Here is a 24762-nt window from a genome sequence, read left to right as displayed (position 1 = left end):
GAGCGCGCCCGCACCTTCCTCCAGGAACAGGAGAAGCAGAATGGATAGCAACCTAGAGGATGGGCGCGTCCTGCCGGACCGGGCTCTCGTGAACCAAGCCCCTGCGGGTCTTGGCCCTTCGGGCTTCGATCCCTCGCGCATCGGCCCTTGGGCCTGTGCAGAAATAATGAGCACCGAGGAGGCGAGCGCAGTCAACCACGCGATGTATGATCGGTGGGTAGCGCAATCGAAGGTGCTGCCGCCACTGGAGCGGAATGATTGTGGGTGGTCCGACATTGCGGCCATCGCCATCATGTGCCTTCGCTATATCCGCGATAGCGATGGAAACCCGAAGGGCGGAGACAGCGAAGCGGCTCCTTCGCGAAGCGATGACAGCGCGGGCCGTGAGGCATCGCCCGTCTCTAGTCGCCTCTCCGACACAGAGGGGAGGTAGGGGGATGACTGCTCCTGCACGCATCACGCAGGCAGACATGGATCGGGCGGCCAAGGCGGTCAGGGCGGGCGGCTTTGAGCGCGCTCGCATTGTGATGGATTTGGAGAAGCGCCGCATTGAAGTCATCATTGGGGACGCGGTAGCCGAATCGGACGGCCCGAACCCATTTGACGAGGACTGACATGCGCCGCCGCTGGCTGCCTGACAATGTAACACCCTTCAAGGATAAGTGCGGCCGCACCCGCTACCGCTTCCGCAAGAAGGGCCTGCCTCAATATCTCTTCCGCGCCGAACCCGGCTCGCCAGAGTTCATGGAGGAATATGACCGGGCAAAGAATGCTGTCGCGGTCAAGAAGGAGAAGCACGCAGCCGGGACGTTCAACGCCGTAATAGAAAGCTACTACCGTTCGAAGCGCTGGGCGCGGATGCAGGAAAGCACCAGAGCGATGCGCCGCAATATTCTGGAACGGTTCCGCGCCAAGCAGGGGCATAAGCCGGTAAACCGCCTGGAAGCCCGCCACGTGGATAAGTGGATGAGCGAGATGGCCGACACGCCTCACGCCGCGAATAATCTACGGAAGATTCTTGCCCAGATCATGAAGCACGCCATCATGCTCGGACTTCGCCGCGATAACCCGGTGGACGTGATCGACGCAATCCAGACCGATGGCGATGGCTTCCATTGCTGGAGCGAAGAAGAGATCGCGCAGTATGATGCCAAGTGGGCGCTTGGAACCCGTGAGCGGCTCGCGAAGGAATTGCTGCTCTATACCAGCCTGCGCCGGGGTGACATGGTGAAGATCGGTCGCCAGCACCGGAAAGGCGACAAGCTCATACTGCGCCACGCCAAGAACAAGAGCGATACGGTGATCAGGATATTGGACCCGCTGGCGAAGGCGCTTGACGCCATCGAGGCGCAACATTTGACCTATCTCGTCACGCAGACAGGGAAGCCGTTCACGCCCGCAGGCTTCGGCAACTGGTTCCGGGAGCGCTGCGATCAGGCGGGATTGAACCACTGCACCGCGCACGGATTGCGCAAGGCAATGGCCCGGAGGCTCGCAGAATCCGGGGCCACAACAATGCAGGGGAGGGCAGTCACCGGCCATCGCTCCGACGCCATGTTTATCCACTACGCAGCAAAGGCGAACCGGGAAGCGATGGCCGACGAAGCGCTCGAAAGGATGGCGGAAAATATTGGCATCGGTGGCAAACCAGTTGATAAGTTTGCCAATTCAGGCCAAGATAATGGCTGATTTCTGCGGTTTTCGGGAGGTGGATGGCGACCCCGGCAGGATTCGAACCTGCGACCATTCGCTTAGAAGGCGAATGCTCTATCCAGCTGAGCTACGGGGCCGCACCGGCGCTTCGATAGCGGGGCTTGTGCCCGCGCGCAATCATGCGCGCCATTGCATTTGCGCTGCGGCCCGATATGCAAGTGGCCATGGCGGATATGGGGGTTCGGAAAATCGATGCGCAGGCGCTCGCTGAGCGGCCGATGCGCTATTTCGATTTCTTCATCGCCGCCTTTGTCGCCATATTGCTGCTGTCCAACCTGATCGGCGCGGCGAAGCTGTCGACGCTGTTCGGCTTCACCTTTGGCGCTGGCATCCTTTTCTTCCCGCTGGGCTATGTGCTGGGCGACGTGCTGACCGAAGTCTACGGCTATGCCCGCGCGCGCCGCTGCGTCTGGGCGGGGTTCGGCGCGATGCTGTTCATGGCGCTGATGAGCTGGGTGGTGGTGAAGCTGCCCCCGGCGGAAGGATGGCCGGACCAGAAAGCCTATGAAGCGGTGTTCGGCAGCACATGGCGCATCGTCTTTGCATCCCTGACCGCCTTCTGGGCGGGCGAGTTCGCCAACAGCTTCGTGCTGGCGAAGATGAAGCTGCTGACGCAGGGCAAGCATCTGTGGATGCGCACCATCGGCTCCACCATCGTCGGGCAGGGGGTGGACAGCCTGCTTTTCTACCCGCTCGCCTTCTACGGCCAGTGGACCAATGCCCAGGTGCTGACCGTGATGGTCACCAACTGGCTGCTGAAGGTCAGTTGGGAAGCGGTGCTGACGCCGGTCACTTATCTGGTCGTGAACAGCCTGAAGCGCGCCGAAGGGCTCGACATCTATGACGAAGGCACGGACTTCACCCCGTTCCGCACGCGGCTGTAAGGGAAGAACGTCAGCCGGGATACCGCGCCCGCACGAAATACAACCCATCCGGCGGAGCATTAAGCCCCAGCGCTGCGCGATCCTTTGCGTCGCGCGCGGCACGCATGTCCTCTACGGTCCAGCGGCCCATGCCCACCAGGGCGAGGCAGCCGGCCATCGAGCGGACCTGATGATGGAGGAAGGAGCGCGCTTCCGCATGGATGGCGATGCGGTCGCCGTCGCGTTCCACGTCGAGGCGGTCGAGCGACTTTAGCGGGCTCTCCGCCTGGCAATGCGCCGATCGGAAGGTGGTGAAGTCATGCCGTCCCACCAGCAGTTGCGCGGCCTCCTGCATCGCGGCGGCATCCAGCGGCTGGATGACGCGCCAGACGAGCCCGCTTTCGAAGGTCAGCGGCGCTCGCCGGTTGGCGATGCGATAGACATAGGAGCGGCCGGTGCAGGAAAAGCGCGCATGCCAGTCACCAGGCACGATCTCGCAGCCCATTATGGCGACGGGCTGGGGCCGCAGCCGCGCATTCATCGCTTCCATCAGGCGAAAGGGCGTGATCGGCTTTTCAATGTCCGCATGGGCGCGCATGGCGAGGCCGTGGACGCCCGCATCGGTGCGGCCAGCCGCGTGGATCACCGCCTGTTCGCCGGTGATGGCGTGGATCGCGTCTTCCAGCGCCTGCTGCACGCTCGGCCCATGCGCCTGCCTCTGCCAGCCCATGAAGGGGCGGCCGTCAAATTCGACGGTGAAGGCGAAGCGGGTCATGCGGTCACTTCCGTTCGCTTCGAGCGTGTCGAGAAGCGCTCTCCGGCCTCGCTCGAAACGGACGGTGAACGGCTTCAACCATCGACGCGGGTGCCTGCGGGCATGTCGTAGCCGCGAAGCAGTTCGCCCGGCGGCATGGCCCCCTTGCCCGCGCGCTGGATAAGGGCGGGGCGGATCGAACCATGGCCGCAGCCGATGAGCAGGCTGTTGTCCAGCAGTTCGCCGCTCGGGCCGCCATGCTCCTCGACATGGGCGGCCAGGATGCGGAAGCGTTCGCCGCGATATTCGAAGAAGGCGCCGGGAAAGGGATTGAAGGCGCGGATTTGCCGTTCGACCTGATGCGCGTCGCGCGTGAAGTCGATCCGCGCCTCGCTCTTGTCGATCTTGGCGGCGTAGGTGACGCCGTCCTCTGGCTGGGGCACGGGCGGGTGAGCAGGCAGGTCGTCCAGCACCTCCACCATCAATTCCGCTCCGGCCTGCGCCAGTTCCCCGGTCAGCGCGCCTGCCGTCTTGTCCTCGATCGGGGTCACATGCTTGGCGCGCATGGGCCCGGTGTCGAGTCCCGCTTCCATGTCCATGATGGTGACGCCGGTGACATTATCGCCCGACAGGATCGCGCGCTGGATCGGCGCGGCGCCGCGCCAGCGGGGGAGCAGCGAGGCATGAATGTTGAGGCAGCCGAAGCGGGGCGCCTCCAATATGGCGCGCGGCAGGATCAGGCCGTAGGCGGCGACCACCGCCACGTCTGCGTTCAGCGCGGCGAAGGCGGCCTGCACCTCCGCATCCTTGAGCGAAACCGGCGTGCGCACCTCTATGCCCATTTCCTCGGCCTGGCTTTGCACGGGTGAGGGGCGCAGCGCCTTGCCGCGCCCTGCCGGACGGGGCGGCTGGCTGTAGACCGCCGCGACCTCATGCCCGGCTTTGGCCAGCGCGACGAGCGCGGGGACGGCGAAATCGGGGGTTCCCATGTAGATGATGCGCATGGCGGCCTCTCAACTCTTTTGACCCCGGACTTGCAAGCCCCTATCTCGGTTCCATGGCTTCTCCCGAGATCGATGCGTTGACGCAGGCGCTGTCCCGTCTGCCCGGCCTTGGCCCGCGTTCGGCGCGGCGCGCCGTCCTGCACCTGCTCAAGAAGCGGGAAAGCGCGCTGGAACCGCTGCTGCGCGCACTTGATGCGGTGAACGACCGGCTCGTCACCTGTCATATATGCGGAAATGTCGACACGGTCGACCCTTGCGGCATCTGCGCCGATCCGCGCCGCGACGCGCGGGCGCTGTGCGTGGTGGAGGATGTGGCCGACCTGTGGGCACTCGACAAGTCGCGCCTCTTCCCCGGCCGCTTCCATGTGCTGGGCGGGCGATTGTCGGCGCTGGAAGGGGTGCGGCCGGAGGATCTTTCCATCGACACGCTGATCGCGCGGGTCGAGGCGGGCGGCATCGATGAAGTAGTGCTGGCGATGAACGCCACGCTGGAGGGGCAGACCACGGCGCATTATCTGGCCGAGCGGCTGGAGCGCTTCCCGGTGCGCCTGACGCAGCTTGCGCATGGCGTCCCAGTAGGCGGCGAACTCGACTATCTGGACGAAGGCACGCTGGCGCAGGCGTTGCGCGCGCGCCGTCCGGTCGCTTGAAAAAGCCCGGCATTAGGGCTATTTTAGCATCATGGCCATTCTTCCGATCCTTGAGGCGCCTGATCCGCGCCTGCGTACCATTTCGTCTCCGGTGGAGACGATCGATGACGATCTGCAACGCCTGATCGACGATATGTTCGAAACGATGTACGATGCGCCGGGCATCGGCCTTGCGGCGATCCAGGTGGGCGTGCCCAAGCGCGTGCTGGTGATCGACTTGCAGGAACCCGAATCGGATGAAGAGGGCGCGCCAGCGGTCAAGAAGCCGATGGTGTTCATCAATCCTGAGATATTGGAAGGATCGGCGGAACTGTCGGTCTATAATGAAGGCTGCCTGTCGGTGCCGGACCAATATGCCGAGGTGGAACGCCCCGCGACGATCCGGGCAAGCTGGATGGACCGCGACGGCCGCATCCATGAGGAGCAGCTGGAAGGGCTGCTCGCCACCTGCCTCCAGCATGAGATGGACCATTTGCAGGGTGTGCTGTTCATCGATCATCTCTCACGCCTCAAGCGCGACATGCTGATGAAGAAGCTGGTGAAGGCGCGCAAGGCGGCCTGAACGCTGGATTGAAGTGTCAAGGAAGGCGCTCCGGCTGAAAAGCTGGGGCGTCTTTGCTTATGAGCTATGAGCCGTGCGCTCTGCTCACGATTATTGGCCGCGCTTAAAATCCTCCCCATGCGCCATGGGGAGGATTCGAGTAGCTGCAAACCTTCCTTTTGCGTTCCTTTGGCTCAGCCGGAGGCCATTCCGGCTCAGCCCACCCCGTCCGTGTCCAGCGCATATCCGGCAGACCGGACCGTGCGGATGATGTCGCGATATTTCCCGTCCGCGTTGATTGCCTTGCGCAGGCGGCGGATATGCACGTCGACGGTGCGCAGTTCGATGTCGCTATCCTGTCCCCAGACGCTGTCGAGCAGCCGCTCGCGCGAAAACACCCAGCCCGGATGCTCCAGGAAATGCTTGAGCAGCCGGAATTCGGTGGGGCCGAGCGGGATCACCTGGCCGCCACGGCGGACCTTGTGGCCGACCGTGTCCATCTCGACATCGGCGAAGGTCAGCGTCTCGCCCGCCAGCGCAGGGCGGACGCGGCGCAGCACCGCGCCGACGCGGGCGACCAGTTCGCGGGGGGAAAAGGGCTTGGTCACATAATCGTCCGCGCCCGTTTCCAGCCCGCGCACGCGATCTTCTTCCTCCCCGCGCGCCGTCAGCATGATGATGGGCACATTGGCCGTGCCGTTCATGCGGCGCAGGCGGCGGCAGACCTCGATCCCCGACAGGCTTTCGACCATCCAGTCGAGCAGAACGATGTCAGGCACATTTTCCTGCGCCAGGATCAGCGCTTCCTCACCATCGACGGTGTGGGCGACTTCGAAATCTTCACGCTTGAAATGCCAGATGAGAAGTTCTGCGAGCGCCGCGTCATCTTCGACCAGAAGCATCTTGGCTCTCGCCATATTCAGTCCTCCAGGGGCTGGGTGCCGCCGCGCTCGCGCTCCGGCAGGGTCTGGCCGGTGGCGGCATAATAGACCATCTCGGCGACGTTGGTGGCATGGTCGCCGATCCGCTCGATATTCTTGGCGATGAACAGCAGATGCGCGCATTCGCTGATCGTCTTTGGATTTTCGACCATGAAGGTGACGAGCGTGCGGAACACGCTGTTGTAGAAATCGTCGACCACCGTATCGCGCTTGCATACCGCCACGGCCAGGTCCGCATCGCGCGCGGCGAAGGCGTTCAGCGCGTCATGCACCATCTCGCCCGCGACCTGGCCCATCGAAGGAAGAAGCGCGATCGGCTCCTGCGTGCGCTGGTTGGACGCGACCAGCGGCACGCGCTTGGCGATATTCTTGGCATAGTCGCCGATGCGTTCGACCACGCCGACGATCTTCAGCGCCGCGATCACGTCGCGCAGGTCGTTGGCCATGGGCGCGCGCAGGGCGATGATCTCGATCGCCAGTTTCTCGACCTCCGCCTCGATCGCGTCGATGCGCTTGTCGCCGGTCACGACTTCCGCCGCCAGCGCCTTGTCATGGCGTTGCAGCGCCAGCATCGCGTTTTCGATCGCCGATTCCGCGCGCCCGCCCATTTCGGCGATCAGGCCGCGCAGCTTGTCCATTTCCTCGTCAAAGGCCTTGATCGTATGTTCTGCCATGTCTCGTCTCTCCGCTGGCATCGTTTCTTGCAGGCCGATGCCGGGTGTTTCGTTCGCCGGCTCAGCCGTAGCGGCCGGTGATATAATCCTTGGTCCGCTCCTGCCGCGGATTGGTGAAGATGTCAGACGTCACGCCATATTCGACCAGTTCGCCCAGGTGGAAGAAAGCGGTGCGCTGCGACACGCGCGCGGCCTGCTGCATATTGTGGGTGACGATGACGATGGCGTAGCGGCCGCGCAGTTCGTGGATCAACTCCTCGATCTTGGCCGTGGCGATCGGGTCCAGGGCCGAGCAGGGCTCGTCCATTAATATGACTTCGGGTTCGACGGCAATGGCGCGGCCGATGCACAGGCGCTGCTGCTGACCACCCGACAGGGCGGTGCCGCTGTCGTTCAGGCGGTCCTTCACTTCCTCCCACAGGCCAGCGCGGCGCAGCGACTTTTCGACGATGACGTCAAGGTCCGCCTTGCTGCTGGCAAGGCCGTGGATGCGCGGCCCGTAGGCGATATTCTCGTAGATCGACTTGGGGAAGGGGTTGGGTTTCTGGAACACCATGCCGACCCGCGCGCGCAGCTGCACCACGTCCATGCTGGGGGCGTAGATATCCTCGCCGTCCAGCGTGATCGTGCCTTCGACCCGCGCGCTCGCCACCGTGTCGTTCATGCGGTTGAGCGTGCGCAGGAAGGTCGACTTGCCGCAGCCCGACGGGCCGATGAAGGCCGTGACATTGTCCATGTCGACGTCGATGGAGACGCCCTTGATCGCCTGCTTTTCGCCGTAAAAGACCTTCACGTCGCGCGCGGTCATCTTGGTTTCGGTGGCTGGCACCAGGGTTTGCGGTTCGTGCATCATCGTTACCACCGTTTTTCAAACTTGTTGCGCAGGTAGATGGCGAGGCCGTTCATCGCGAGCAGGAAGATCAGCAGGACGATGATGGCGGCGGATGTCTTTTCGACGAAGCCCTTGGAGACTTCGTCCGACCAGAGGAAGATCTGCACCGGCAGCACCGTTGCGGGATCGGTGATCCCGCCCGGCGGCGTGGCGATGAAGGCGCGCATGCCGATCATCAGCAGCGGCGCGGTTTCGCCCAGGGCGCGGGCCATGCCGATGATCGTGCCGGTGAGGATGCCGGGCAAAGCGAGCGGCAGGACATGGTGGAACACCACCTGCACGGGGCTGGCCCCGATGCCGAGCGCGGCGTCGCGGATGCTCGGCGGCACCGACTTGATGGCGTTGCGGCCCGCTATGACGATGACCGGCATGGTCATCAGCGCCAGCGTCATGCCCCCGACGAGCGCGGCCGAGCGCGGCAGGTGCAGGAAGTTGAGGAAGATCGAAAGCCCCAGCAGACCGAAGATGATGGAGGGGACGGCCGCCAGATTGTTGATCGACACTTCGATGATGTCGGTCAGCCAGTTCTTGCGCGCATATTCCTCCAGATAGACGGCGGTCGCAACGCCGATGGGGAAGCTCAGCACCAGCGTCACCAGCATCGTGAGCAACGATCCCTTGAACGCGCCCCAGATGCCGACCTGCGTCGGATCGGTGCCGTCGCTGCCCGTCAGGAAGCCAGTGTTGAAGCCGGTCGACAGCAGGCCCGCCTTTTTCAGGCGATCGACGGCCGCTTCGGCTTCGGGCGCGCCATCGCTCTTGGCGGCAAGGTCGATCGCGGTGGAGGCGGGCAGGCGCAGCGTTTCCGTCCGCCCAAGGATTTCGGGATCAGCCTTGATCGCGTCGCGCAGCACGGTCCAGGCGGTGGGGGACACCCATTCTTCGGCATCGGGGCCGAGCGCCTTCTTCACGACTTCGCCCGTCACCATCGGCAGGTTGGCGTTGGCGAGCGCCTGATCAGTGATCGCGGCGGGGTCCAGCAGGATGGGGGAGGCAGGGAAGTCGGTCTTCACCGCGATCTCCGTGCGCGTGAAGCCGTTGAGGCCGTTGCCCAGCATGCTGAACAGCAGGAAGGCGAGGAAAGCGGCGGACAGCAGCACCGCGAGCAGGCCCGCGGCCTTGAACCGGCGCTCCGACGCATAGCGCCGCGCGATCCGCCTGCGCATGGCGTCCGACTGCCAGTCGGTGGGGAGGCGTTTTGCGGTCATAGCGCTTTCCCGTTCGGACTCAGGATGAACGGCGTAGGTAAGGACAGGCTCATTCGTAGGCCTCGCGATATTTCTTCACGACCCGCAGGGCCACGATGTTGAGCAGCAGCGTCACCACGAACAGGACGAGGCCCAGGGCGAATGCCGCCAGCGTCTTGGCGCTGTCGAATTCCTGGTCGCCGGTCAAAAGCTGCACGATCTGCGTCGTCACGGTCGTCACGCTGGCGAACGGGTTCAGGGTGAGGTTGGCGGCAAGGCCAGCAGCCATCACCACGATCATCGTTTCGCCGATCGCGCGGCTCACCGCCAGCAGCACGCCGCCGACCACGCCCGGCAGGGCGGCGGGGATCAGCACCTTGCGGATCGTCTCGCTGGTGGTCGCGCCCATGGCCAGGCTGCCGTCTCGCATCGATTGCGGCACGGCGGCGATGCTGTCGTCGGCCATGGAGGAAACGAACGGGATGATCATCACGCCCATGACCAGACCAGCCGCCAGCGCGCTTTCCGACGATGCGCCATGAATGCCGATCGCAACGGCGAAGTCGCGCAGCGCGGGCGCGATGGTGAGCGCGGCGAAATAGCCGTAGACCACCGTTGGAACGCCCGCCAGCACCTCAAGCATCGGCTTCATCCACCTGCGGACGGCGGGCCGGGCATATTGGGTCAGATAGACGGCGCTCATCAGCCCCAGGGGGATGGCGACGACCATGGCGATGATCGCGCCGATGAAGATGGTGCCCCAGAAAAGCGGCACCGCCCCGAACGCATCGTCATTGCCATAGCCGAGCGCCGCGGATTGGGGGCTCCATTTCGTGCCGAACAGGAAATCGACGGGGCTCACCATCGAAAAGAAGCGGAAGCTTTCCCACAATAGCGACACCACGATCCCCAGCGTCGTGACGATCGCCAGCAGAGAGGCGATCAGCAACGCCGCCATCACCAGCCGCTCGACCCGCGTGCGCGCCCGGAAATCGGGGCGAACGCGGGTAAAGGCGTAAGCGCCCCCAGCAAAGGCGAGGACGATCGCCAGCGCCGCCCCGGCATAGCCGAACTTGTCGCTCGCCTGCCGGTAGGGTTCGACAAGGCCCTGCGAGAGAGGGTTGAACGCGCCCGCCTGACGCCCGGTCGCAATCGCGCGGGCTTCTGCCAGCACGGCGGAGCGCGAAAAGGCGTCGGCGGGCAGGTCCTGCGCCGCCGGGCTTTGCAGCACATCCTGCGTCACGAGGCCCGGCGCGACATTCGACCAGACGGCAAGGAAGATGGCCGCCGGAATGAGCGTCCACAGCGCGACATACCAGCCATGATAGCCCGGAAGGCTGTGCACCGCGTCGCGCCGTCCCGACGCCCGCGCCGTGGATTGCAGCCGCAGCGCGCGGGCGCGGGCGCTGACCCAGGCGATCGCGCCAAGCCCGGCCAGCAGCAGGAGGATTGCAGGACCTGTCATCGTCTTCGCTTATTTCAGCTTCGAACCGTCAAGCACGGCCAGCGATTTGACCGCTTCGGCGTTCGCCTTGCGGACATCCTCAGGCGCGGCGACCATGCCGCGCTTGGTCAGGGCGCCGTTCGGGGCCCAGTTCGCGACGAAGGTGTTGAGATAGGCCTGAAGGCCGGGGATGGCCGTCATGTGCGCTTTCTTGATGTAAAGATAGAGCGGACGCGCGCCGGGATATTGGCCGGTGGAAACGGTTTCGTAGGTCGCTTCGATGCCGTTGACCGGCACGTCCTTCAACGTGTCCTTATTTTCTTCAAGGAAGCTGAAGCCGAACACGCCGACGGCCTGCGGGTTCGCGCCCAGCTTCTGCACGATCAGATTGTCGTTTTCGCCCGAGTCGACATATTTGCCGTCTTCGCGGACGCGGGTGCACGTCGCCTTGAACTCGTCCTCATCCTTGTCCTTGAGCGCCTTCATCGCCGGATCGCTCTCGCAGCCCTTGGTCAGGATCAGCTCGGCGAGCGAGTCGCGGGTGCCGCTGGTTGATGGCGGGCCGAAGACGCTGATCGGGGTGGCGGGCAGGCTGGGGTCCACATCCTTCCAGTTCTGGGTCTTGTTCGGTCCCTTGCCATAGGGATTGGCGGCCAGCGCCTCATAGACGATCTTGGGCGTCAGCTTGAGGCCGGGACCCTTTTTGGATTCGGCGAAGGCCAGGCCGTCCACGCCAATCTGGACTTCGATGATGTCCTTGACGCCATTCTTCTGGCAATCGTCGAATTCCGACTTCTTCATGCGGCGCGACGCGTTGGCGATGTCGGGGTGCTGCGCGCCCACGCCAGCGCAGAACAGCTTCATGCCGCCGCCAGTGCCGGTCGATTCGATGATTGGCGACTTCATGCCCGGATTGCCCTGCACGAACAGTTCAGCCGCCGCCGTGGCGAAGGGATAGACGGTCGATGAACCAACGGCGCGAATCTGGTCGCGCGTGCCGCCAGCGCCGCCGCCCGCACCCTGGTCGCCGCAGCCGGTGAGAGTGAATGCAGCCGCAGCCGTCGCGGCGAACAAGGCGAAATGCTTCACGGGAAATCTCCATCATTATGGCCGCGATCGCAGTCGCCGCCCCCCTCATGGGAACGCGCCTTAACCGCGCTACGTCGCGCCTTTGTGACAATCCAATTGCATTTTTATGACATCGCCTCCTGCACGTCATTTCAATCGCTTGATTTCAGCCGTGCCGCCACGCGGCCTTGTCGCCTTCGGTGCTGCGCGGCAGCAGGATGGAAACGGTGGTGCCCTTGCCCAGCACGCTGCTGATATCCAGCCTTCCCCGGTGGCGTTCGACGATATGCTTCACGATGGCGAGGCCAAGGCCGGTGCCCCCCATGGCCCTGCTGCGCCCCGAATCGACGCGGTAGAATCGTTCGGTCAGGCGGGGCAGGTGATCGGGGCCGATGCCTTCCCCCTCGTCGGCCACGCAGATGCGCGACATGCCGCTTGGCCCTTCGCCCAGGCTCACGCGAATCGGCGTGCCGGGGCGGCCATATTTCACCGAATTGCCGATAAGGTTGTGGAGCAGCTGCGATAACTGTGCCCGGTCGCCCTGCACGGCGGGAAGGCCCGGCGCGATGTCCATTTCCACGTCGCGGCCCCGCTCGTCATGGCTGGCGCGGAAGACGCTCACTGTTTCGGCCACCAGTTCGGACAGGTCGACCTCGCTGACCGGGGCGCGATATTTCTCCGCCTCGATCCGCGACAGCGACAGAAGATCCTCGATCAACCGCTGCATCCGCCGCGCTTCGCCCTCCATGATCTTCAGGAAGCGCTGGCGCGTTTCGGTGTCGCGGCCAAGATCGGGATCGGCGAGCGTCTCGATAAAGCCCAATATGCCCGCCAGCGGCGTGCGCAGTTCGTGGCTGGCGTTGGCGACGAAATCCACCCGCATCCGCTCCGCCGCATAAGCGCCGCTATGGTCGGCAAGGTGGACCAGCCGCCGCACCTGCGCGGGATCGCCCAGCGGCGCGATCCGCATCTGCCAGCGCTGCTCGCGCGTGCCCAGCCCCACCAGTTCGACCATCGCGGGCTCCGCCATCGGGGCCTGATTCGCCAGCCGTTCCGCCGCAGCCGGATGGCGGATGGCGATGCGCGCATCCTCCCCCTCGATATGAGTCCCCAGCAGGCGCTGCGCTGCACGGTTCGCCCGCAGGATGCGGCCTTTCTCGATCAGCAGCAGCGGGTCGGAAATGCCCTCCAGCAGGCTTGTGAAGTCGGGATGGGCGGCAAGGTCGGGTATGGGCGGCTCGGCAGGGGCGGCGGGTGCCTCCGTTCCGGGCTCCGCGCCCTGAGAGGTGATCAGCAGCACCGCCACGCCTGCCAGCACCGGCAAGGCGACCGCCAGCGGCGCTGCGCCCAGCATCAAGGCGCTGCCCGTGGCCAGCAGCACGGCGAGAGAGGCGATGATCTGGGAGATGGTCAGTCGATTCATGGTTACCAAGCTGGATTTTCAGCGCACTTGCTGCGATGGCTGGCCAATAGCGAGCAATCTTTACGCTTTGGCAAGCGCGATAGCGGATCATTATGGTATGAGCGAGCAACTGCCCGGACAGGCCGCAAAGGCGGATGAAGAGGAAGCAACCAGCCTTGCCGTGTCCTCCCGCCGTCAGTTGCTGATGGGCGGCGCGGTGGCGGCTTCGGCCATCGTTTCCATCCGTCCGGCCCTCGCCAACACGGCCGCCTCGGTCCTCAACTGCACCATCAACGTCCCGGATCAGGGGCGGGCGGGCAATTATATCGCCCCCAGCGGACAGGTGGTGCCCGCTGGCACGCCGGGCGCTTTCCCCGGCACTGGGCGCAGCTTCACCGGGGAACAGGTGAAGCAGGCCCTGCGCGGACGGCCGCTGCCGGGAACGAGCTATGAGCAGAATCAGGCCTATCTGAACTATATCCGCCGCCTTCAGTCCGGGACGAGCGGCTTTACCTGTTTCGCTTCCTTGCAAATGCCGCGTTAGGCACCTGATTACTCCTCTGCTGTAAAGCGGTGGCGAAGGACCACCGGCAGGAAGCAGGGTTGTGACCAGATTAAGCCGCTATTGCCGATTGGAACGCGATGCGATCGCGGCTTGCGCGCTGGACGGCATGACGCTGCTCTACCATCGCGCGTCGGGCCAGACCCATATGGTGATCAGCCCCGTGCCGGAGATATTGGACGCTCTGGACGAAACGCGTCCCGCTTCCCCTGCGGACATCCACCGCCACATGAGCCAGCGCTACGAATTGGGCGATGCCGCCGAAGCGGTCGCCCTCATCGGCGCGCATCTGGCGGAACTGGCCGGGCTGGGGCTGGTGCGCGGCCTGTGAAGCATCATATCACCATCGGGATCGGACCGGCGGTCTTCCGGGTCGGGTCGGCCTGGCGCGATCCGATCGACCGGCTTGCCAGCCTCTATGCCGCCTATCCCATTTTGCCCGGCGCGATAGCGGATTTCAGCGTGCGGCTGGAGCCTGTAAGCCCGTTGCGCCGCTGGCTGCGTCCCTCGATCTTCATCACCGGCGATCATGGCCTTGCCGAAGCCGCGCCGATGAGCCTGGCGCATGGTCTGCTCGCGGCGGAAATGGGCATGAACCTGCAAATGGCGCTGGGCTGGCGGCGGCACCTTCTGCTCCACGCCTCCAGCGTCGAGAAGGACGGGCGCGTGCTGGTGATGACGGGCGAGTCCGGTTCGGGCAAGTCCACCCTGGCCGCGCAGCTTGGCGAGCGGGGCTGGCGGCTGATGGGCGACGAATTCGCGCTGCTGGACCTAGAAAGCGGGTGGATATTTCCCTTCCCCCGGCTCGTGTCGCTCAAAAATAGCGCGATCGGCGTGCTGGCGGCGGACGTGCCGGAACAGCGGATGGGGCCCTTGCTGGCTGGCACTGCGAAGGGGGACATCCGCCATCTCGTGCCGCGCTCCACCGCGATCGATCGCATGGAGGCGGGCGGGCAACCGGCCTTGCTGCTGTTCCCCCGCTTTGGCGGAGACGCCGACATCCGGCCGGTGGGACAGGCGGAGGTCTTCATGCGCCTCACCCAGGCATCGACCAACTATGTCGCGCTGGGGGAAGCGGGATTTCGCGCGCTGACCCTCTTCGTCCAGAATGTTCCCGCCCACGCGATCGACTTTCCATCGGGCGAACAGGCGATCGCCATGGTCGAGCAATTATGGGCGGAGCGGGCATGAGCGCCGCGCTGCTGGTGCAGGCCTTGCGGCAACCGGCCGCTGTCGCGGCGCTGGACGGGGCGGGGTGGAACGCCCTTATCGCGGCGGCACGGGCGGAAAGGCTGATCGGCACGCTGGCGCTGCGCATTGGCGATGGCCCCGTGCCGGAGCCGGTGCGCCGGATCTGGGCCGACGCGCGCAGGGAGGCGGAACGCGAAACCCGGCAGGCGCTGTGGGAAGCGGACCGGGCAGCGGCGGCGCTTGCGGATTGGGACGGCCCGGTGGTCCTCCTCAAGGGCACGGCCTATGCCGCCGCCGGACTGACGGCGGGGGAGGGGCGCTTCATCGGCGACCTTGACATATTGGTCCCGCGCGGGGCCATGGCGGATGTGGAGCAGCGCCTCATCGCGGCGGGCTGGGAATGGGTCAAGCAGGACCCTTATGACGACGCCTATTACCGCCAATGGATGCACGAACTGCCGCCGCTGATCCACCGCGATCGCGACCGCATGATCGATGTGCATCACACCATATTGCCGTTGACCGCGCGGCAGAAGCCTGATGCGGACGCGATGCTGGCCGCCGCCGTTCCCATTACCGGAAAGTTATATATTCTCTCGCCGGAGGACCGGGTCTGCCACGCCGCCGCCCACATGCTTGCCGATGGCGACCTTGCGGGCGGGCTGCGCAATCTCTGGGACATTCACTGCCTGCTGGCCGATGCCGACCTGCGCAAGCTGGATGCGCGCGCGCGGCGGCACGGCATCGCGCCGCATGTGCGGCAGGCGCAGCGGCTGGCGGATGCGCTGTATGGCACGGGCAAGGCGCGGCTGACCCTCTGGGACCGCATTGTCCTGCGCCGCCTGCTCGCGCGTGACGGCTGGGGACGGGAAAGCCGGAAGCTGCTGCGCTCGGCCTTCTATATCCGGTCCCACTGGCTGCGGATGCCGCCGCTGATGCTGGCGCGGCACCTGCTCACCAAATGGCGCAAGGGGCATCGTCCCGGATAGGCCGCTGGCCCGCGCCTGTCGGGGAAGGAACCGGACGCTCCGGTCAGTTGCCCTTGTTCCTTTCAGGATGATCGCGCACGGGCTCAGGCTGCTTCACGCCTATATCCTTCCCGCTTTTCACGCCGGAGTCCGCGCCGGTCTTGACGCCGCTATCCTTTGTGCCGCCGCCACCTCCGCCGCCAGCCGACTGCGCGATCGCTTCGGACGTGAGCGAGGTGGACACCAGGATCGTCATCGCAGGAGGAACCGTCGCAGCGAACCTGCCGCAGGTCTTGAGGAAGCTGCGTCTGTCTTCGGCGGCGGAAATCGGCTTGTCTTCCATGGTCATCACCTCCTTGCGAAGCGCACAGAGTAGATCACCTCATCACTTCTCCCGCTTGCTAAAGAGGGTGATGAACCAAAGTCCAGGGTCAGCCGAAGGGTGGAGGAGGGCCGCCGTCCCGCCAGCCCGCCTTCCGGTCAGTCCCTCTTCAATATGTCGAGCGCCAGCACGGTCATCGCCTCGCTGGCGGTGGCGATGACCTTGTCGGCTTGCGGGGCCCAGAAGGGGCTGTGGAGCGAAGGGAGGCTCGCCTGGCCCGCCGCCGCCTTCGCCATCTGTTCCGCGGGCACCCCGCCCACCCAGAAGATGAAGCTGTTGATGCTCTTGTCCGCGCGATAATAGCGGCCGAAATCCTCGCCGCCCATCGACGGCTTGACCTCCATGACATCGCCGCCGGGGAAATGCGCCTTCAGCCTGTCGGCCATCTGGTTGGCGAAGGCGGGCGGATTGTAGGCGGCGGGAGTGAACTCATCCTTCACGCTCACCACCGGCATGCGGTCTTCGGGGATGCCCGCCGCGATCGCTTCGCCGCGCGCGATCCGCTCTATGCCCCGGATCAGCTTTTCGCGGGTCTCGTCCGAATAGCTGCGCACCGTGAGCAGCAGCTTCGCTTCGTCCGGGATGATGTTGTGCTTCGCCCCGCCGATGAAGCTGCCGACCGTCACCACCGCCGGGTCGAGCGGGTCCTGTTCCCGGCTGACCAGCGTCTGGAGGGAGGAGACGATCCGCGCGCCCAGCACGATGGGGTCGCGCGCGGTCTGGGGATAGGCGCCGTGCCCGCCGGTTCCCCGCACCACTATGTCCACGCTGTCGACATTGGCGAGCGCATAGCCCGGCGTGTAGCCGATCTTGCCCGCCTCCAGATTGGCCGCGTCGTGAAAGGCCAGCGCATGGGTCGGGCGGGGGAAGCGCGTGTACAGCCCGTCCTCCAGCATCAGCCGCGCGCCCCGGCCGACTTCCTCCGCCGGTTGCAGGATCATCACCAAAGTGCCCTTCCACCTGTCCTTCATGGAGGAAAGCAGGCGCGCCGTTTCGATGAAGGCGGTCATGTGCGTGTCATGGCCGCAGGCGTGCATGACGCCCGTCTCCACGCCATCGGTCGTCTTCGTCCTCACCTTGGAGGCGAAGGGCAGGCCGGTCTGTTCCGTCACCGGCAGGGCGTCCATGTCCGCGCGGATCAGCAATACCGGCCCGCCGCCATTCTTCATCACCGCGACGACGCCCGTGCCGCCTACCTTTTCCGTCACGTCGAACTTCATCGCCTTCAGCCTGCGCGCGAGCTTGGCGGCGGTGGCGCTTTCCTGTTCCGACAGTTCGGGATTGGCGTGAAGGTCGCGATAGAGCGACATCAGCCCGTCCATGTCCCTGGCGATGGCGGCTGCGATCTCGTTAGGCGGGGCAGGAGCAGCGGGGGGCGCGGGCGGCGTCTGCGCGTGCGACGGTGATGAAAGGCTGGACGCGGCCACCAGAGCCGCCAAGGCATGACGCATGATGATGAAGCTCCCGTTTCGATGGCGAGCATAGCTGTTTGGCATCGACTTGGAAGGGGGGCGGCAACGCCTGCGCGATGAAGCGGCGCAGGAGCGCAACAGGCCCGGCCAGCATAATGCAAATGCCGGAAGCGCCCGCAAAGGAAAAGGCGCCCGTCATGAGACGGACGCCTTCCTCTGATCGCTATGGGATGGATCAGAAGTGGAAGATCACACCCGCGGTCGGGCGGAAGCTGTCGAAATCATAGGTTTCGGTCTGGAAACGCAGGCGAATGCCGCTGTTGCCGGTGATGCCGCCCAGGCCGATGTCCTTCGGGCCGACTTCAACGCCGACGCCGTACATCCAATCCTTGCGGTTCGGCCAGCCCTGCTTGCCATTGACCCACTGATAACCCGCCGATGCGAAGATCATGCCGCTGTCACCGGCGCGGGCGCCGAAGCGGCCCTTCACGCCATATTCCCAATCGATGTCAGCCCAGCCCTTGGTCGCATTGCCTTCCACGCCGACGAAGACGGGGCCGAGCGGCACGTTGATGCCCGCGACGCCGCTGAGGATCGCGCCGCTCATCACGGTTTCGCCGGGAACGCTGCCGAATTCCGATCCACGGTCGAAGCTGTGCCAGCCGCCAAGCACGCCGACATAGGGTTCGACGCCGAAAGCGGGCGTGCCGTCAGGTGCGGTTTCTTCCTGAGCGAAAGCCGCCGAAGGCAGCGCTGCCGCCAGCGCGGCTGCGAAAAGAAATTTCTTCATGGATTACTCCCTTTAAGCAGTTTTGATGATCAAACCCGTCGGGGAGGAAAACTGCACGAGGGAAGGTTGGTTTCCCGCCCGGAAAACAAATGCTTCCGCGCGTGACAAATTTATCACAATAATTTAGCGCGGCTGGCGGCGCCGGAGCAGGGATGCTGCGGCGCCGAAGAGGATGTTCGACGCGCGGCTATTGCGCGGTCCAGCCGCCATCGATGCTCATGTTCGCGCCGGTGATATTGGCCGCTGCGTCGCTGCACAGGAACAGCGCCATGGCGGCGACCTGCTCCACGGTGACGAACTGTTTCGTCGGCTGTCCGGCAAGCAGGACGTCGTTCATCACCTGCTCGCGCGTCATGTTCCGCGCCTTCATCGTGTCGGGGATCTGGTTTTCCACCAGCGGGGTCCAGACATAGCCGGGCGAAATGCAATTTGCGGTGACGCCGAAGGTCGCGAGTTCCAGCGCCAGCGTCTTGGTAAGGCCCGCTAGGCCATGCTTGGCCGTCACATAGGCGCTCTTGAACGGGGACGCGGTCAGCGAATGGGCGCTGGCCGTCTGGATGATGCGGCCCCACTTTTTCGACTTCATATAGGGCACGGCCAGACGCGACGTGTGGAAAGCACTGGTCAGGTTGAGCGCGATGATCAGGTCCCATTTTTCGACCGGAAATTCTTCGATCGGAGAGACATATTGCATGCCCGCATTGTTGATCAGGATGTCGACCCCGCCAAAGGCATCGGCGGCTTCCTTCATCATCGCCTCGATCTCGGCGGGCTTGGTCAGGTCATGACCGCTGTAGAGCGCCCTGGCTCCGCTCGCCTGCTCCAGCGCCTGCCGCTCCTGCTCGATCGCCTGCGCGTCGCCAAAGCCGTTGATGACGATGTTCGCGCCCTCCGCCGCCAGCGCCTTCGCATAGGCAAGGCCAATGCCGGAGGTGGATCCCGTGATCAATGCGGTCTTTCCGGCCAGAGACTTGGTCATGCGTTCTTCTCCTTGAGGTGATCGGGCGCGTCGAGGTCGAATGTGGCGCTTTTCCCGTTCAATATGTTGCGGGCGATCAGGTCGCCCTTGTGCATGACTTCCTGCACCGCGTCGCGCCCTTGCGACCAATGGTCGAGCATGGTCGAGCGGGAAAATTCGAAGTCGCGCGCGCCGCTTTCCCAGGCGCGGCTGCGGTAGATCAGGTGGACGATGTTGACCGATCCGCGATCCAGGCACTGGCGCAGCCTCAGCGCGTCGGGATCGTTCTGAAGCTCCGGGGGCAGCTTTTTCAGCAGCGCGGCGATGGCGCGGTGCTCGCGGCGCAGGCGCAGATATTGATCCGTCACCTGACGCGTGCGGCTGGAATATTGAATGTCCTTGGTGCGCGAGTAAACGTCCGTCATCTGCTGCGGCTTGGGGCCTTCGGCGGGGAAAAGGTCCACCTGGAACACCAGCATGTCCTCGCTCTGATGATCCAGCACATGGGCGAGCGGCGTATTCGACACGATGCCGCCGTCCCAATACCAGCGCCCGTCAATCTCGATCGGCGGCAGGCCCGGCGGCAGCGCGCCCGAAGCCATGATGTGGCGGGCGTCGATGCGTGTCTTGCCATCGGGGCCGCGCGTGTCCCAATAGGCGAAATTGCCGCTTTCGACATCGACCGCGCCCACTGACAGGCGCACCGGCCCGTCGTTCAGCAGGTCCCAGTCGACGCAGGCGTCCAGAGTGTCCTTGAGCGGCGCGCTGTCATAGAAGCTGATGGCCCCCGGCGTTCCCTCCGGCATCAGCGGCGCCGGCCACAGGCGGGGGCGGAACATGCCGGGCACGCCGAATGTCGCCACCGCGCCCGCCGCCATCAGATGCGCGGCTTCGCGGATATGGTCGATTTCCGGCAGCACGATATTGGGCATGCCGCCCGACACGGTCAGCCAGAATTTCTTCAGCCTGCTGAGCCGCCGGTGCGGCAGGTTGCCCGCGATGATCGCCGCATTGACCGCGCCGATGGAAATGCCCGCGACCCAGCTTATGTCGATCCCCAGATTGTCCAGCCGCTCGTAGACACCGGCCTGGAAGGAACCGAGCGCTCCGCCGCCCTGCAACAACAAGGCGACCTCATTGGGAAGGGGCAGCGGTGTCGTGCCGCGGCGGCGGATTGGGGGATCGATATCAGCCATGTCGCAGTGCAATATAACTAATGTCAGCGGCATTCCAACGGGCGGCGTGTGATTATCCGTGCGCTTAGGCAACCAAAGCCGTATCGCAACCGTTCCGAGGCTGGTCTACAGCCTGCACCAGGGCGGCGAGGGAGAATGTCATGCGGTTGGACAATGAACAGGAAAGTTCCAACTTCGAGGTGCAGAGCGGACGCGGGGGCGGATTCGGGGGCGGGCTTGGCGGCGGCCTTGGCATGCTGCTGCCCTTCATCGGCAGCCGCTTCGGCTGTGGCGGCATCGTCGTCGTCCTGATCATCCTGGCGGTGATGGGCGTCAATCCGCTCAGCCTCGTCGGTGGCGGAGGCGGGCCGGTGCAGCAGAATGCGGAGGTCAGCCGCGATCCGCAGAAGCTGACGGACATTCAACATTGGTCGCTGCGGGTGCTGGGGTCGACCGAGCGGGTCTGGGGCCAGATTTTCAGCGAGGCGGGTCAGCAATACCGGCCAACCGTCCTGTCCTTCTATTCCCAGAATGGCGCGTCGGGCTGCGGCGCGGCGCAAAGCGCGATGGGGCCCTTCTACTGCCCCAATGACCAGAAAATCTATCTCGACACCGACTTTTTCACTGAACTGCGCCAGCGTTTCGGTGCGCCGGGGGATTTCGCGCAGGCCTATGTCATCGCTCATGAGGTCGGCCATCATGTGCAGGATCTGGAAGGCACTTTGCGTCAGGTGAACCAGCGCCAGCGCGCGGTGAACGAAGCGGAAGGCAACGCCCTGCAAGTCCGGGTCGAATTGCAGGCGGACTGCTATGCCGGGGTCTGGGCCAAGCGCACCGGCCTCATGGAGGCGGGCGATCTGGAAGAAGGCATGACCGCCGCGCAGGCGATTGGCGACGACACGTTGCAAAAAGCCGCTGGCCGCCGCCCCGTGCCCGAAAGCTTCACTCACGGCAGCAGCGAGCAGCGGATGCAATGGCTCCGCAAGGGACTGGCCAGCGGCGACCCCGCCCAATGCGACACATTCAAGGGGTGAGGGGATAAGTACGCCTATTAGCAGGGTGAAAGGTGAAGGCTGAAAGGGTGAGGGACCGATCAACCCGAACACCCACCCCGTTCGCCCTGAGCCTGTCGAAGGGTCCTACTTCTTCTTCAAAAGGAAGAGTCGGATTCAATAACCAGCCTAACCATAAATGATTGTTTTTAAATCATCTGACCGCCACGCAAATCAATGATGATCAAGCTTCCTGAGCAAATCCATCATATCGTCGGGCAGGCTCTCCCGCCGCGCGCGGAAGGTGGAACGAAGCGCATTGCCGATGCCTTCATCAGGCTGGGGAAGACCGATCGTCACGACAGCGCGCCGGGAGCCGTCAGGCCCTCCGCTCGATGCTCTCAACGATTTTCGCTGCATTTCCATGTATGTTCAACGGCCAAGATGACGAAAAGTTTCTGGCGTTCACGTTCCACCGGCGCGATAGCGGTCCCGTTATGGGAGAGGCGCAGGTGACGGACTGGACGGCGGTAGCGGAGCGGATGCAGGCGCATTCGCCTTTTCTTTCCAGGCAGATGGATCGTTTCCCGGCGGTGACGGACCTGCTGGCGGCGGGCGATTACGACGTGGCGCTCCAGGCTGCGCGGGACATTGCCGATCCGGCCGATGGCGTCGCCCGGTCGCTGCGGCGGCGCAGGGGCGCGCTGGCGCTGGTTACGGCCGCTGCGGACCTTTCGGGGGCATGGCCGCTGGACCGCGTGACCCGCACCTTGTCCGACTTTGCCGACCAGGCGCTGGAGGAGGCTCTGGCAACCGCCTTTGCCGAACGCTACCCCGATGCGCGGCCGGAGGGCTTTGTCGTGCTGGCCTTGGGCAAGCATGGCAGCCGCGAACTCAACTATTCCTCTGATATCGATCCCATATTGCTCTACGATCCCGCCCGCCTGCCCCATGGCGAGCGGGAGGATGTGGCGGACGCGGCGGTCAGGATCGGGCGGCGGGTCAGCGAGCTGTTGAACGCCCGTGACGGCGACGGCTATGTGTTCCGCATCGACCTGCGCCTGCGTCCCTCGCCTGAAGCCACCCCCATCGCCCTGCCGGTGGAAGCGGCCATCGGCTATTATGAATCGACCGCCGTGGGCTGGGAACAGGCGGCCTTCATCCGCGCCCGGCCAGCGGCTGGCGATTTCGCATTAGGCGACTATTTCATTCAGCAGATTCGCCCCTTCGTCTGGCGCCGCAGCCTCGATTTCGGCGCGATCGACGCCATCGTCGACATCTCCCGCCGCATCCGCGATCATTATGCACAGGGCCAGGCATTCGGCCCCGGCTATGACCTCAAGCGCGGGCGGGGCGGCATCAGGGAAGTCGAGTTTTTCGCGCAGGTCCACCAGCTCATCCACGGCGGCCGCGATCCGGCATTGCGATCGGGCAATACGCGCGAGGCGCTGCGCGCTCTCGCCACAGCAGGCGTGCTGGAACAGGAAGACGCGCAGCGGCTGGACGAAGCCTATGTGCTGTTCCGCACGATCGAGCACCGGTTGCAGATGGTCGAGGATCGCCAGACGCACGAACTGCCCAAGACAGCCGAGGCAATGGACAATGTCGCGCGGCTGCATGGGCTGGCGGACGGCGGCGCGCTGCTGGACCTGCTGCGCCCGAAGGTCGAATGGGTCGGCCGCAACTATGACAAGCTGACGCCCGCAGCGAAAGACGAAGCGTTATCGCATGATGAGGAGCGCTTGGCGGCGCAACTGACCGACCTGGGCTTTGCCGATGCGCAGACGCCGGTGGCGCGCATCACACGATGGCGCGGCGGCACGATTCGGGCGTTGCGCAGCGCGCCGTCCCGCGAAGCGCTGGAAGAACTGCTGCCGGGCCTCATGCGCGCGCTCGCCAAGGCGCCTGATCCGGCGCGAGCGCTCAACCGGCTGGACGACCTGATCGGCCGGTTGCCGAGCGCCATCAACTTCTTCAAGCTGCTTGCCGCCCGGCCGGGGCTGGTGGAGCTGCTGGCCGAACTTCTGAGCCATGCGCCGACGCTGGCCGATGCACTTGGGCGCAGGGCGGAATTGCTGGACGGCTTGATCGACACATCCGCCTTCGATCCGCCGCCGCCGGTGGAGGTGCTTGCCGAACAGTTTGCCCAGCTGGAGCCGGGCGAGGATTATCAGGCGCTGCTCGACCGCGTGCGCCAACGGGTGAATGATCGCCGCTTCGCGCTGGGCGCGCAGATTATTCGCGGCGGCGATCCGCTGGAGGCGGGCCGTGGCTATTCCCGCGTGGCGGAGGGCGCAATCGAAGCGCTGGCGCGTGCGACCGTCGCGGAGTTCGAAAGCGCGCATGGCAAGGTGCCGGGTGGGGAGATGCTGATCCTCGCGCTGGGCAGGCTGGGCGGGGGCGTACTGACCCACGCGTCCGACCTTGACCTCGTCTATCTCTTCACGGGCGATTTTTTGACGGAATCAGATGGTGCCCGGCCGCTGGGCGCGACGCAATATTTCAATCGCCTTGGCCAGCGCATAACCAATGCCCTGTCGGTGCAGACCGCAGCGGGTCCGCTGTACGAGGTGGACACGAGGCTGCGGCCTTCGGGCGCACAGGGGCTGCTGGCAGTAAGTCTGGACAGCTTCGCGCGCTATCAGCGGGAGGAGGCCTGGACCTGGGAGCATCTGGCGCTCACTCGCGCGCGGCCCGTGTTCGGTTCCCGGCAGGGCAGGGCGGCGCTGAACGCCATCCTTTCCGAAACACTGGAGCGGCCGCGCGATTTTGACGAGCTTGCGCGCAATGCCGTCAAGATGCGCGGCGACATCGCCAGGCACAAGCCGCCGTCGAGCGATCTGGACGTCAAACTTGTCCCCGGTGGACTCGTCGACCTGGAGTTCCTGATCCATGTCACGCAATTCCAGCATAATATGGCGTTCGACCCGGATCTGCGGGCGGCGCTGGCGCAATTGGCCGCTGCCGGGCATCTGCCCGCTGAGCTGGTTGCGGCGCATGACCTGATCACGCGCTTCCTGATTGTGTCGCGCCTTGTTTCGCCGGGATCGACCGAGCCGCCTGAGGCCACGCGGCCGGTGGTCGCGCGCGCATGCGGCGTTGAAAACTGGGAGGCGCTGCTTGAAAGCTACGATCAGGCCCGGCAAAGGGTGCGCGATGCCTGGGCGGCGCTGGCTGCGCGCTTTGAGGAGAAGTGACG

Annotated in this window: 26 protein-coding genes and 1 tRNA gene; 11 read left to right on the top strand and 16 right to left on the bottom strand. The window is 64.8% G+C overall.

All coding sequences use genetic code 11. From position 1 onward, the window contains the following. Positions 1-437 precede the first annotated feature (437 nt). The gene (locus tag ET21_RS27720) at positions 438-614 is read left to right on the top strand and encodes a hypothetical protein (RefSeq protein ID WP_156029197.1); all 177 of its coding nucleotides are present in this window, start codon (positions 438-440) and stop codon (positions 612-614) included. Between the two features lies 1 nt (position 615). Continuing rightward, positions 616-1689 carry a tyrosine-type recombinase/integrase gene (locus tag ET21_RS0114825; protein WP_030540293.1) on the top strand — a complete coding sequence of 358 codons (1074 nt, stop codon included), beginning with the start codon at positions 616-618 and terminating at the stop codon, positions 1687-1689. A 24-nt stretch (positions 1690-1713) separates the two neighbouring features. Here ET21_RS0114825 and ET21_RS0114820 read toward each other — a convergent pair. Continuing rightward, positions 1714-1790, bottom strand: a tRNA-Arg gene (locus tag ET21_RS0114820). Between the two features lie 87 nt (positions 1791-1877). On the opposite strand from ET21_RS0114820, the gene ET21_RS0114815 reads away from it, so the two are divergent. Further along, complete coding sequence (locus ET21_RS0114815) at positions 1878-2597, top strand: queuosine precursor transporter (RefSeq protein WP_030540292.1); 720 nt, start codon at positions 1878-1880, stop codon at positions 2595-2597. 10 nt (positions 2598-2607) lie between these two features. Here ET21_RS0114815 and truA read toward each other — a convergent pair whose 3' ends face one another. Next, the gene (truA, locus tag ET21_RS0114810; RefSeq protein WP_030540291.1) at positions 2608-3351 is read right to left on the bottom strand and encodes a tRNA pseudouridine(38-40) synthase TruA; all 744 of its coding nucleotides are present in this window, start codon (positions 3349-3351) and stop codon (positions 2608-2610) included. A gap of 74 nt (positions 3352-3425) precedes the next feature. Beyond that, entirely contained in the window at positions 3426-4334 is a 909-nt protein-coding gene (gene fmt / locus ET21_RS0114805; protein WP_030540290.1) for a methionyl-tRNA formyltransferase, read from the bottom strand. 53 nt (positions 4335-4387) lie between these two features. Here fmt and recR point away from each other — a divergent pair, with 53 nt between their 5' ends. Both recR and def read left to right on the top strand, forming a co-directional pair. Beyond that, entirely contained in the window at positions 4388-4984 is a 597-nt protein-coding gene (gene recR, locus ET21_RS0114800) for a recombination mediator RecR (protein WP_021237609.1), read from the top strand. A 31-nt stretch (positions 4985-5015) separates the two neighbouring features. After that, on the top strand, positions 5016-5546 hold the full coding sequence (gene def, locus ET21_RS0114795) for a peptide deformylase (protein ID WP_021237610.1): 531 nt from the start codon (positions 5016-5018) through the stop codon (positions 5544-5546). A gap of 194 nt (positions 5547-5740) precedes the next feature. On the opposite strand, the gene phoB is transcribed toward def, so the two are convergent. From phoB to ET21_RS0114760, 7 genes are all read right to left on the bottom strand, one after another. After that, positions 5741-6442 carry a phosphate regulon transcriptional regulator PhoB gene (phoB, locus tag ET21_RS0114790; RefSeq protein ID WP_021237611.1) on the bottom strand — a complete coding sequence of 234 codons (702 nt, stop codon included), beginning with the start codon at positions 6440-6442 and terminating at the stop codon, positions 5741-5743. A 2-nt stretch (positions 6443-6444) separates the two neighbouring features. Then, positions 6445-7140: a phosphate signaling complex protein PhoU gene (gene phoU / locus ET21_RS0114785; RefSeq protein WP_021237612.1), complete on the bottom strand. Its 696-nt coding sequence runs from the start codon at positions 7138-7140 to the stop codon at positions 6445-6447. Between the two features lie 61 nt (positions 7141-7201). Then, complete coding sequence (gene pstB / locus ET21_RS0114780) at positions 7202-7990, bottom strand: phosphate ABC transporter ATP-binding protein PstB (protein WP_051209621.1); 789 nt, start codon at positions 7988-7990, stop codon at positions 7202-7204. Positions 7991-7995: 5 nt separating this feature from the next. Next, on the bottom strand, positions 7996-9240 hold the full coding sequence (pstA, locus tag ET21_RS0114775) for a phosphate ABC transporter permease PstA (RefSeq protein ID WP_030540289.1): 1245 nt from the start codon (positions 9238-9240) through the stop codon (positions 7996-7998). A gap of 49 nt (positions 9241-9289) precedes the next feature. After that, complete coding sequence (gene pstC / locus ET21_RS0114770; protein ID WP_021237615.1) at positions 9290-10684, bottom strand: phosphate ABC transporter permease subunit PstC; 1395 nt, start codon at positions 10682-10684, stop codon at positions 9290-9292. 9 nt (positions 10685-10693) lie between these two features. Then, positions 10694-11752: a substrate-binding domain-containing protein gene (locus ET21_RS0114765; RefSeq protein ID WP_030540288.1), complete on the bottom strand. Its 1059-nt coding sequence runs from the start codon at positions 11750-11752 to the stop codon at positions 10694-10696. Between the two features lie 145 nt (positions 11753-11897). Then, the gene (locus ET21_RS0114760; protein WP_030540287.1) at positions 11898-13154 is read right to left on the bottom strand and encodes an ATP-binding protein; all 1257 of its coding nucleotides are present in this window, start codon (positions 13152-13154) and stop codon (positions 11898-11900) included. A gap of 97 nt (positions 13155-13251) precedes the next feature. Here ET21_RS0114760 and ET21_RS0114755 point away from each other — a divergent pair, with 97 nt between their 5' ends. From ET21_RS0114755 to ET21_RS0114740, 4 genes are all read left to right on the top strand, one after another. Then, a complete protein-coding gene (locus ET21_RS0114755) occupies positions 13252-13677 on the top strand; it encodes a hypothetical protein (protein WP_030540286.1) in 426 nt (141 codons plus the stop codon). Between the two features lie 61 nt (positions 13678-13738). Further along, positions 13739-14026, top strand: a complete 288-nt coding sequence (locus ET21_RS0114750) for an HPr-rel-A system PqqD family peptide chaperone (protein ID WP_051209619.1) — start codon at positions 13739-13741, stop codon at positions 14024-14026. Continuing rightward, positions 14023-14886, top strand: coding sequence for an HprK-related kinase A (locus ET21_RS0114745; RefSeq protein ID WP_030540285.1), 864 nt, complete (start codon positions 14023-14025; stop codon positions 14884-14886). The genes ET21_RS0114750 and ET21_RS0114745 overlap by 4 nt, the downstream gene beginning before the upstream one ends. Further along, positions 14883-15875, top strand: a complete 993-nt coding sequence (locus ET21_RS0114740; RefSeq protein WP_030540284.1) for a nucleotidyltransferase family protein — start codon at positions 14883-14885, stop codon at positions 15873-15875. The genes ET21_RS0114745 and ET21_RS0114740 overlap by 4 nt, the downstream gene beginning before the upstream one ends. A gap of 43 nt (positions 15876-15918) precedes the next feature. Here the strand turns inward: ET21_RS0114740 and ET21_RS26690 are convergent, their stop codons facing one another. From ET21_RS26690 to ET21_RS0114710, 5 genes are all read right to left on the bottom strand, one after another. Then, positions 15919-16197 carry a hypothetical protein gene (locus ET21_RS26690; protein ID WP_162180710.1) on the bottom strand — a complete coding sequence of 93 codons (279 nt, stop codon included), beginning with the start codon at positions 16195-16197 and terminating at the stop codon, positions 15919-15921. A 137-nt stretch (positions 16198-16334) separates the two neighbouring features. After that, complete coding sequence (locus ET21_RS0114730) at positions 16335-17687, bottom strand: amidohydrolase (protein ID WP_030540282.1); 1353 nt, start codon at positions 17685-17687, stop codon at positions 16335-16337. A gap of 196 nt (positions 17688-17883) precedes the next feature. Next, positions 17884-18438 carry an opacity-associated protein gene (locus tag ET21_RS0114720; protein WP_021237624.1) on the bottom strand — a complete coding sequence of 185 codons (555 nt, stop codon included), beginning with the start codon at positions 18436-18438 and terminating at the stop codon, positions 17884-17886. 187 nt (positions 18439-18625) lie between these two features. Then, on the bottom strand, positions 18626-19417 hold the full coding sequence (locus ET21_RS0114715) for a 3-hydroxybutyrate dehydrogenase (RefSeq protein ID WP_021237625.1): 792 nt from the start codon (positions 19415-19417) through the stop codon (positions 18626-18628). Beyond that, positions 19414-20592 carry a DUF3734 domain-containing protein gene (locus tag ET21_RS0114710; protein WP_021237626.1) on the bottom strand — a complete coding sequence of 393 codons (1179 nt, stop codon included), beginning with the start codon at positions 20590-20592 and terminating at the stop codon, positions 19414-19416. The genes ET21_RS0114715 and ET21_RS0114710 overlap by 4 nt, the downstream gene beginning before the upstream one ends. Before the next feature lie 140 nt (positions 20593-20732). Between ET21_RS0114710 and ET21_RS0114705 the strand changes: the two genes are divergently transcribed. Then, entirely contained in the window at positions 20733-21605 is an 873-nt protein-coding gene (locus ET21_RS0114705; RefSeq protein ID WP_030540281.1) for a neutral zinc metallopeptidase, read from the top strand. A 192-nt stretch (positions 21606-21797) separates the two neighbouring features. Here the strand turns inward: ET21_RS0114705 and ET21_RS28780 are convergent, their stop codons facing one another. Beyond that, complete coding sequence (locus ET21_RS28780) at positions 21798-21923, bottom strand: hypothetical protein (protein WP_272945217.1); 126 nt, start codon at positions 21921-21923, stop codon at positions 21798-21800. A gap of 137 nt (positions 21924-22060) precedes the next feature. Between ET21_RS28780 and ET21_RS0114695 the strand changes: the two genes are divergently transcribed. Beyond that, positions 22061-24760 (top strand): bifunctional [glutamine synthetase] adenylyltransferase/[glutamine synthetase]-adenylyl-L-tyrosine phosphorylase, encoded by a 2700-nt coding sequence (locus ET21_RS0114695; RefSeq protein ID WP_030540279.1) that lies wholly within the window; start codon positions 22061-22063, stop codon positions 24758-24760. Positions 24761-24762: the final 2 nt, after the last annotated feature.

Origin of the sequence: Sphingobium sp. DC-2 (assembly GCF_000722555.1) — a bacterium.
Classification (GTDB): domain Bacteria; phylum Pseudomonadota; class Alphaproteobacteria; order Sphingomonadales; family Sphingomonadaceae; genus Sphingobium; species Sphingobium quisquiliarum.
Note: the sequence above shows the minus strand (reverse complement) of the source record. Positions and strands in the feature narration are given on the sequence as shown.

Excerpts from the sequence above, each read along its gene's own strand:
- ET21_RS27720 (WP_156029197.1), top strand. The coding sequence starts at position 438 with ATGACTGCTCCTGCACGCATCACGCAGGCAGACATGGATCGGGCGGCC.
- ET21_RS0114825 (WP_030540293.1), top strand. The coding sequence starts at position 616 with ATGCGCCGCCGCTGGCTGCCTGACAATGTAACACCCTTCAAGGATAAG.
- ET21_RS0114815 (WP_030540292.1), top strand. The coding sequence starts at position 1,878 with ATGGCGGATATGGGGGTTCGGAAAATCGATGCGCAGGCGCTCGCTGAG.
- truA (WP_030540291.1), bottom strand. The coding sequence starts at position 3,351 with ATGACCCGCTTCGCCTTCACCGTCGAATTTGACGGCCGCCCCTTCATG.
- fmt (WP_030540290.1), bottom strand. The coding sequence starts at position 4,334 with ATGCGCATCATCTACATGGGAACCCCCGATTTCGCCGTCCCCGCGCTC.
- recR (WP_021237609.1), top strand. The coding sequence starts at position 4,388 with ATGGCTTCTCCCGAGATCGATGCGTTGACGCAGGCGCTGTCCCGTCTG.
- def (WP_021237610.1), top strand. The coding sequence starts at position 5,016 with ATGGCCATTCTTCCGATCCTTGAGGCGCCTGATCCGCGCCTGCGTACC.
- phoB (WP_021237611.1), bottom strand. The coding sequence starts at position 6,442 with ATGGCGAGAGCCAAGATGCTTCTGGTCGAAGATGACGCGGCGCTCGCA.
- phoU (WP_021237612.1), bottom strand. The coding sequence starts at position 7,140 with ATGGCAGAACATACGATCAAGGCCTTTGACGAGGAAATGGACAAGCTG.
- pstB (WP_051209621.1), bottom strand. The coding sequence starts at position 7,990 with ATGCACGAACCGCAAACCCTGGTGCCAGCCACCGAAACCAAGATGACC.
- pstA (WP_030540289.1), bottom strand. The coding sequence starts at position 9,240 with ATGACCGCAAAACGCCTCCCCACCGACTGGCAGTCGGACGCCATGCGC.
- pstC (WP_021237615.1), bottom strand. The coding sequence starts at position 10,684 with ATGACAGGTCCTGCAATCCTCCTGCTGCTGGCCGGGCTTGGCGCGATC.
- ET21_RS0114760 (WP_030540287.1), bottom strand. The coding sequence starts at position 13,154 with ATGAATCGACTGACCATCTCCCAGATCATCGCCTCTCTCGCCGTGCTG.
- ET21_RS0114755 (WP_030540286.1), top strand. The coding sequence starts at position 13,252 with ATGAGCGAGCAACTGCCCGGACAGGCCGCAAAGGCGGATGAAGAGGAA.
- ET21_RS0114740 (WP_030540284.1), top strand. The coding sequence starts at position 14,883 with ATGAGCGCCGCGCTGCTGGTGCAGGCCTTGCGGCAACCGGCCGCTGTC.
- ET21_RS26690 (WP_162180710.1), bottom strand. The coding sequence starts at position 16,197 with ATGGAAGACAAGCCGATTTCCGCCGCCGAAGACAGACGCAGCTTCCTC.
- ET21_RS0114730 (WP_030540282.1), bottom strand. The coding sequence starts at position 17,687 with ATGCGTCATGCCTTGGCGGCTCTGGTGGCCGCGTCCAGCCTTTCATCA.
- ET21_RS0114720 (WP_021237624.1), bottom strand. The coding sequence starts at position 18,438 with ATGAAGAAATTTCTTTTCGCAGCCGCGCTGGCGGCAGCGCTGCCTTCG.
- ET21_RS0114715 (WP_021237625.1), bottom strand. The coding sequence starts at position 19,417 with ATGACCAAGTCTCTGGCCGGAAAGACCGCATTGATCACGGGATCCACC.
- ET21_RS0114710 (WP_021237626.1), bottom strand. The coding sequence starts at position 20,592 with ATGGCTGATATCGATCCCCCAATCCGCCGCCGCGGCACGACACCGCTG.
- ET21_RS0114705 (WP_030540281.1), top strand. The coding sequence starts at position 20,733 with ATGCGGTTGGACAATGAACAGGAAAGTTCCAACTTCGAGGTGCAGAGC.
- ET21_RS0114695 (WP_030540279.1), top strand. The coding sequence starts at position 22,061 with ATGGGAGAGGCGCAGGTGACGGACTGGACGGCGGTAGCGGAGCGGATG.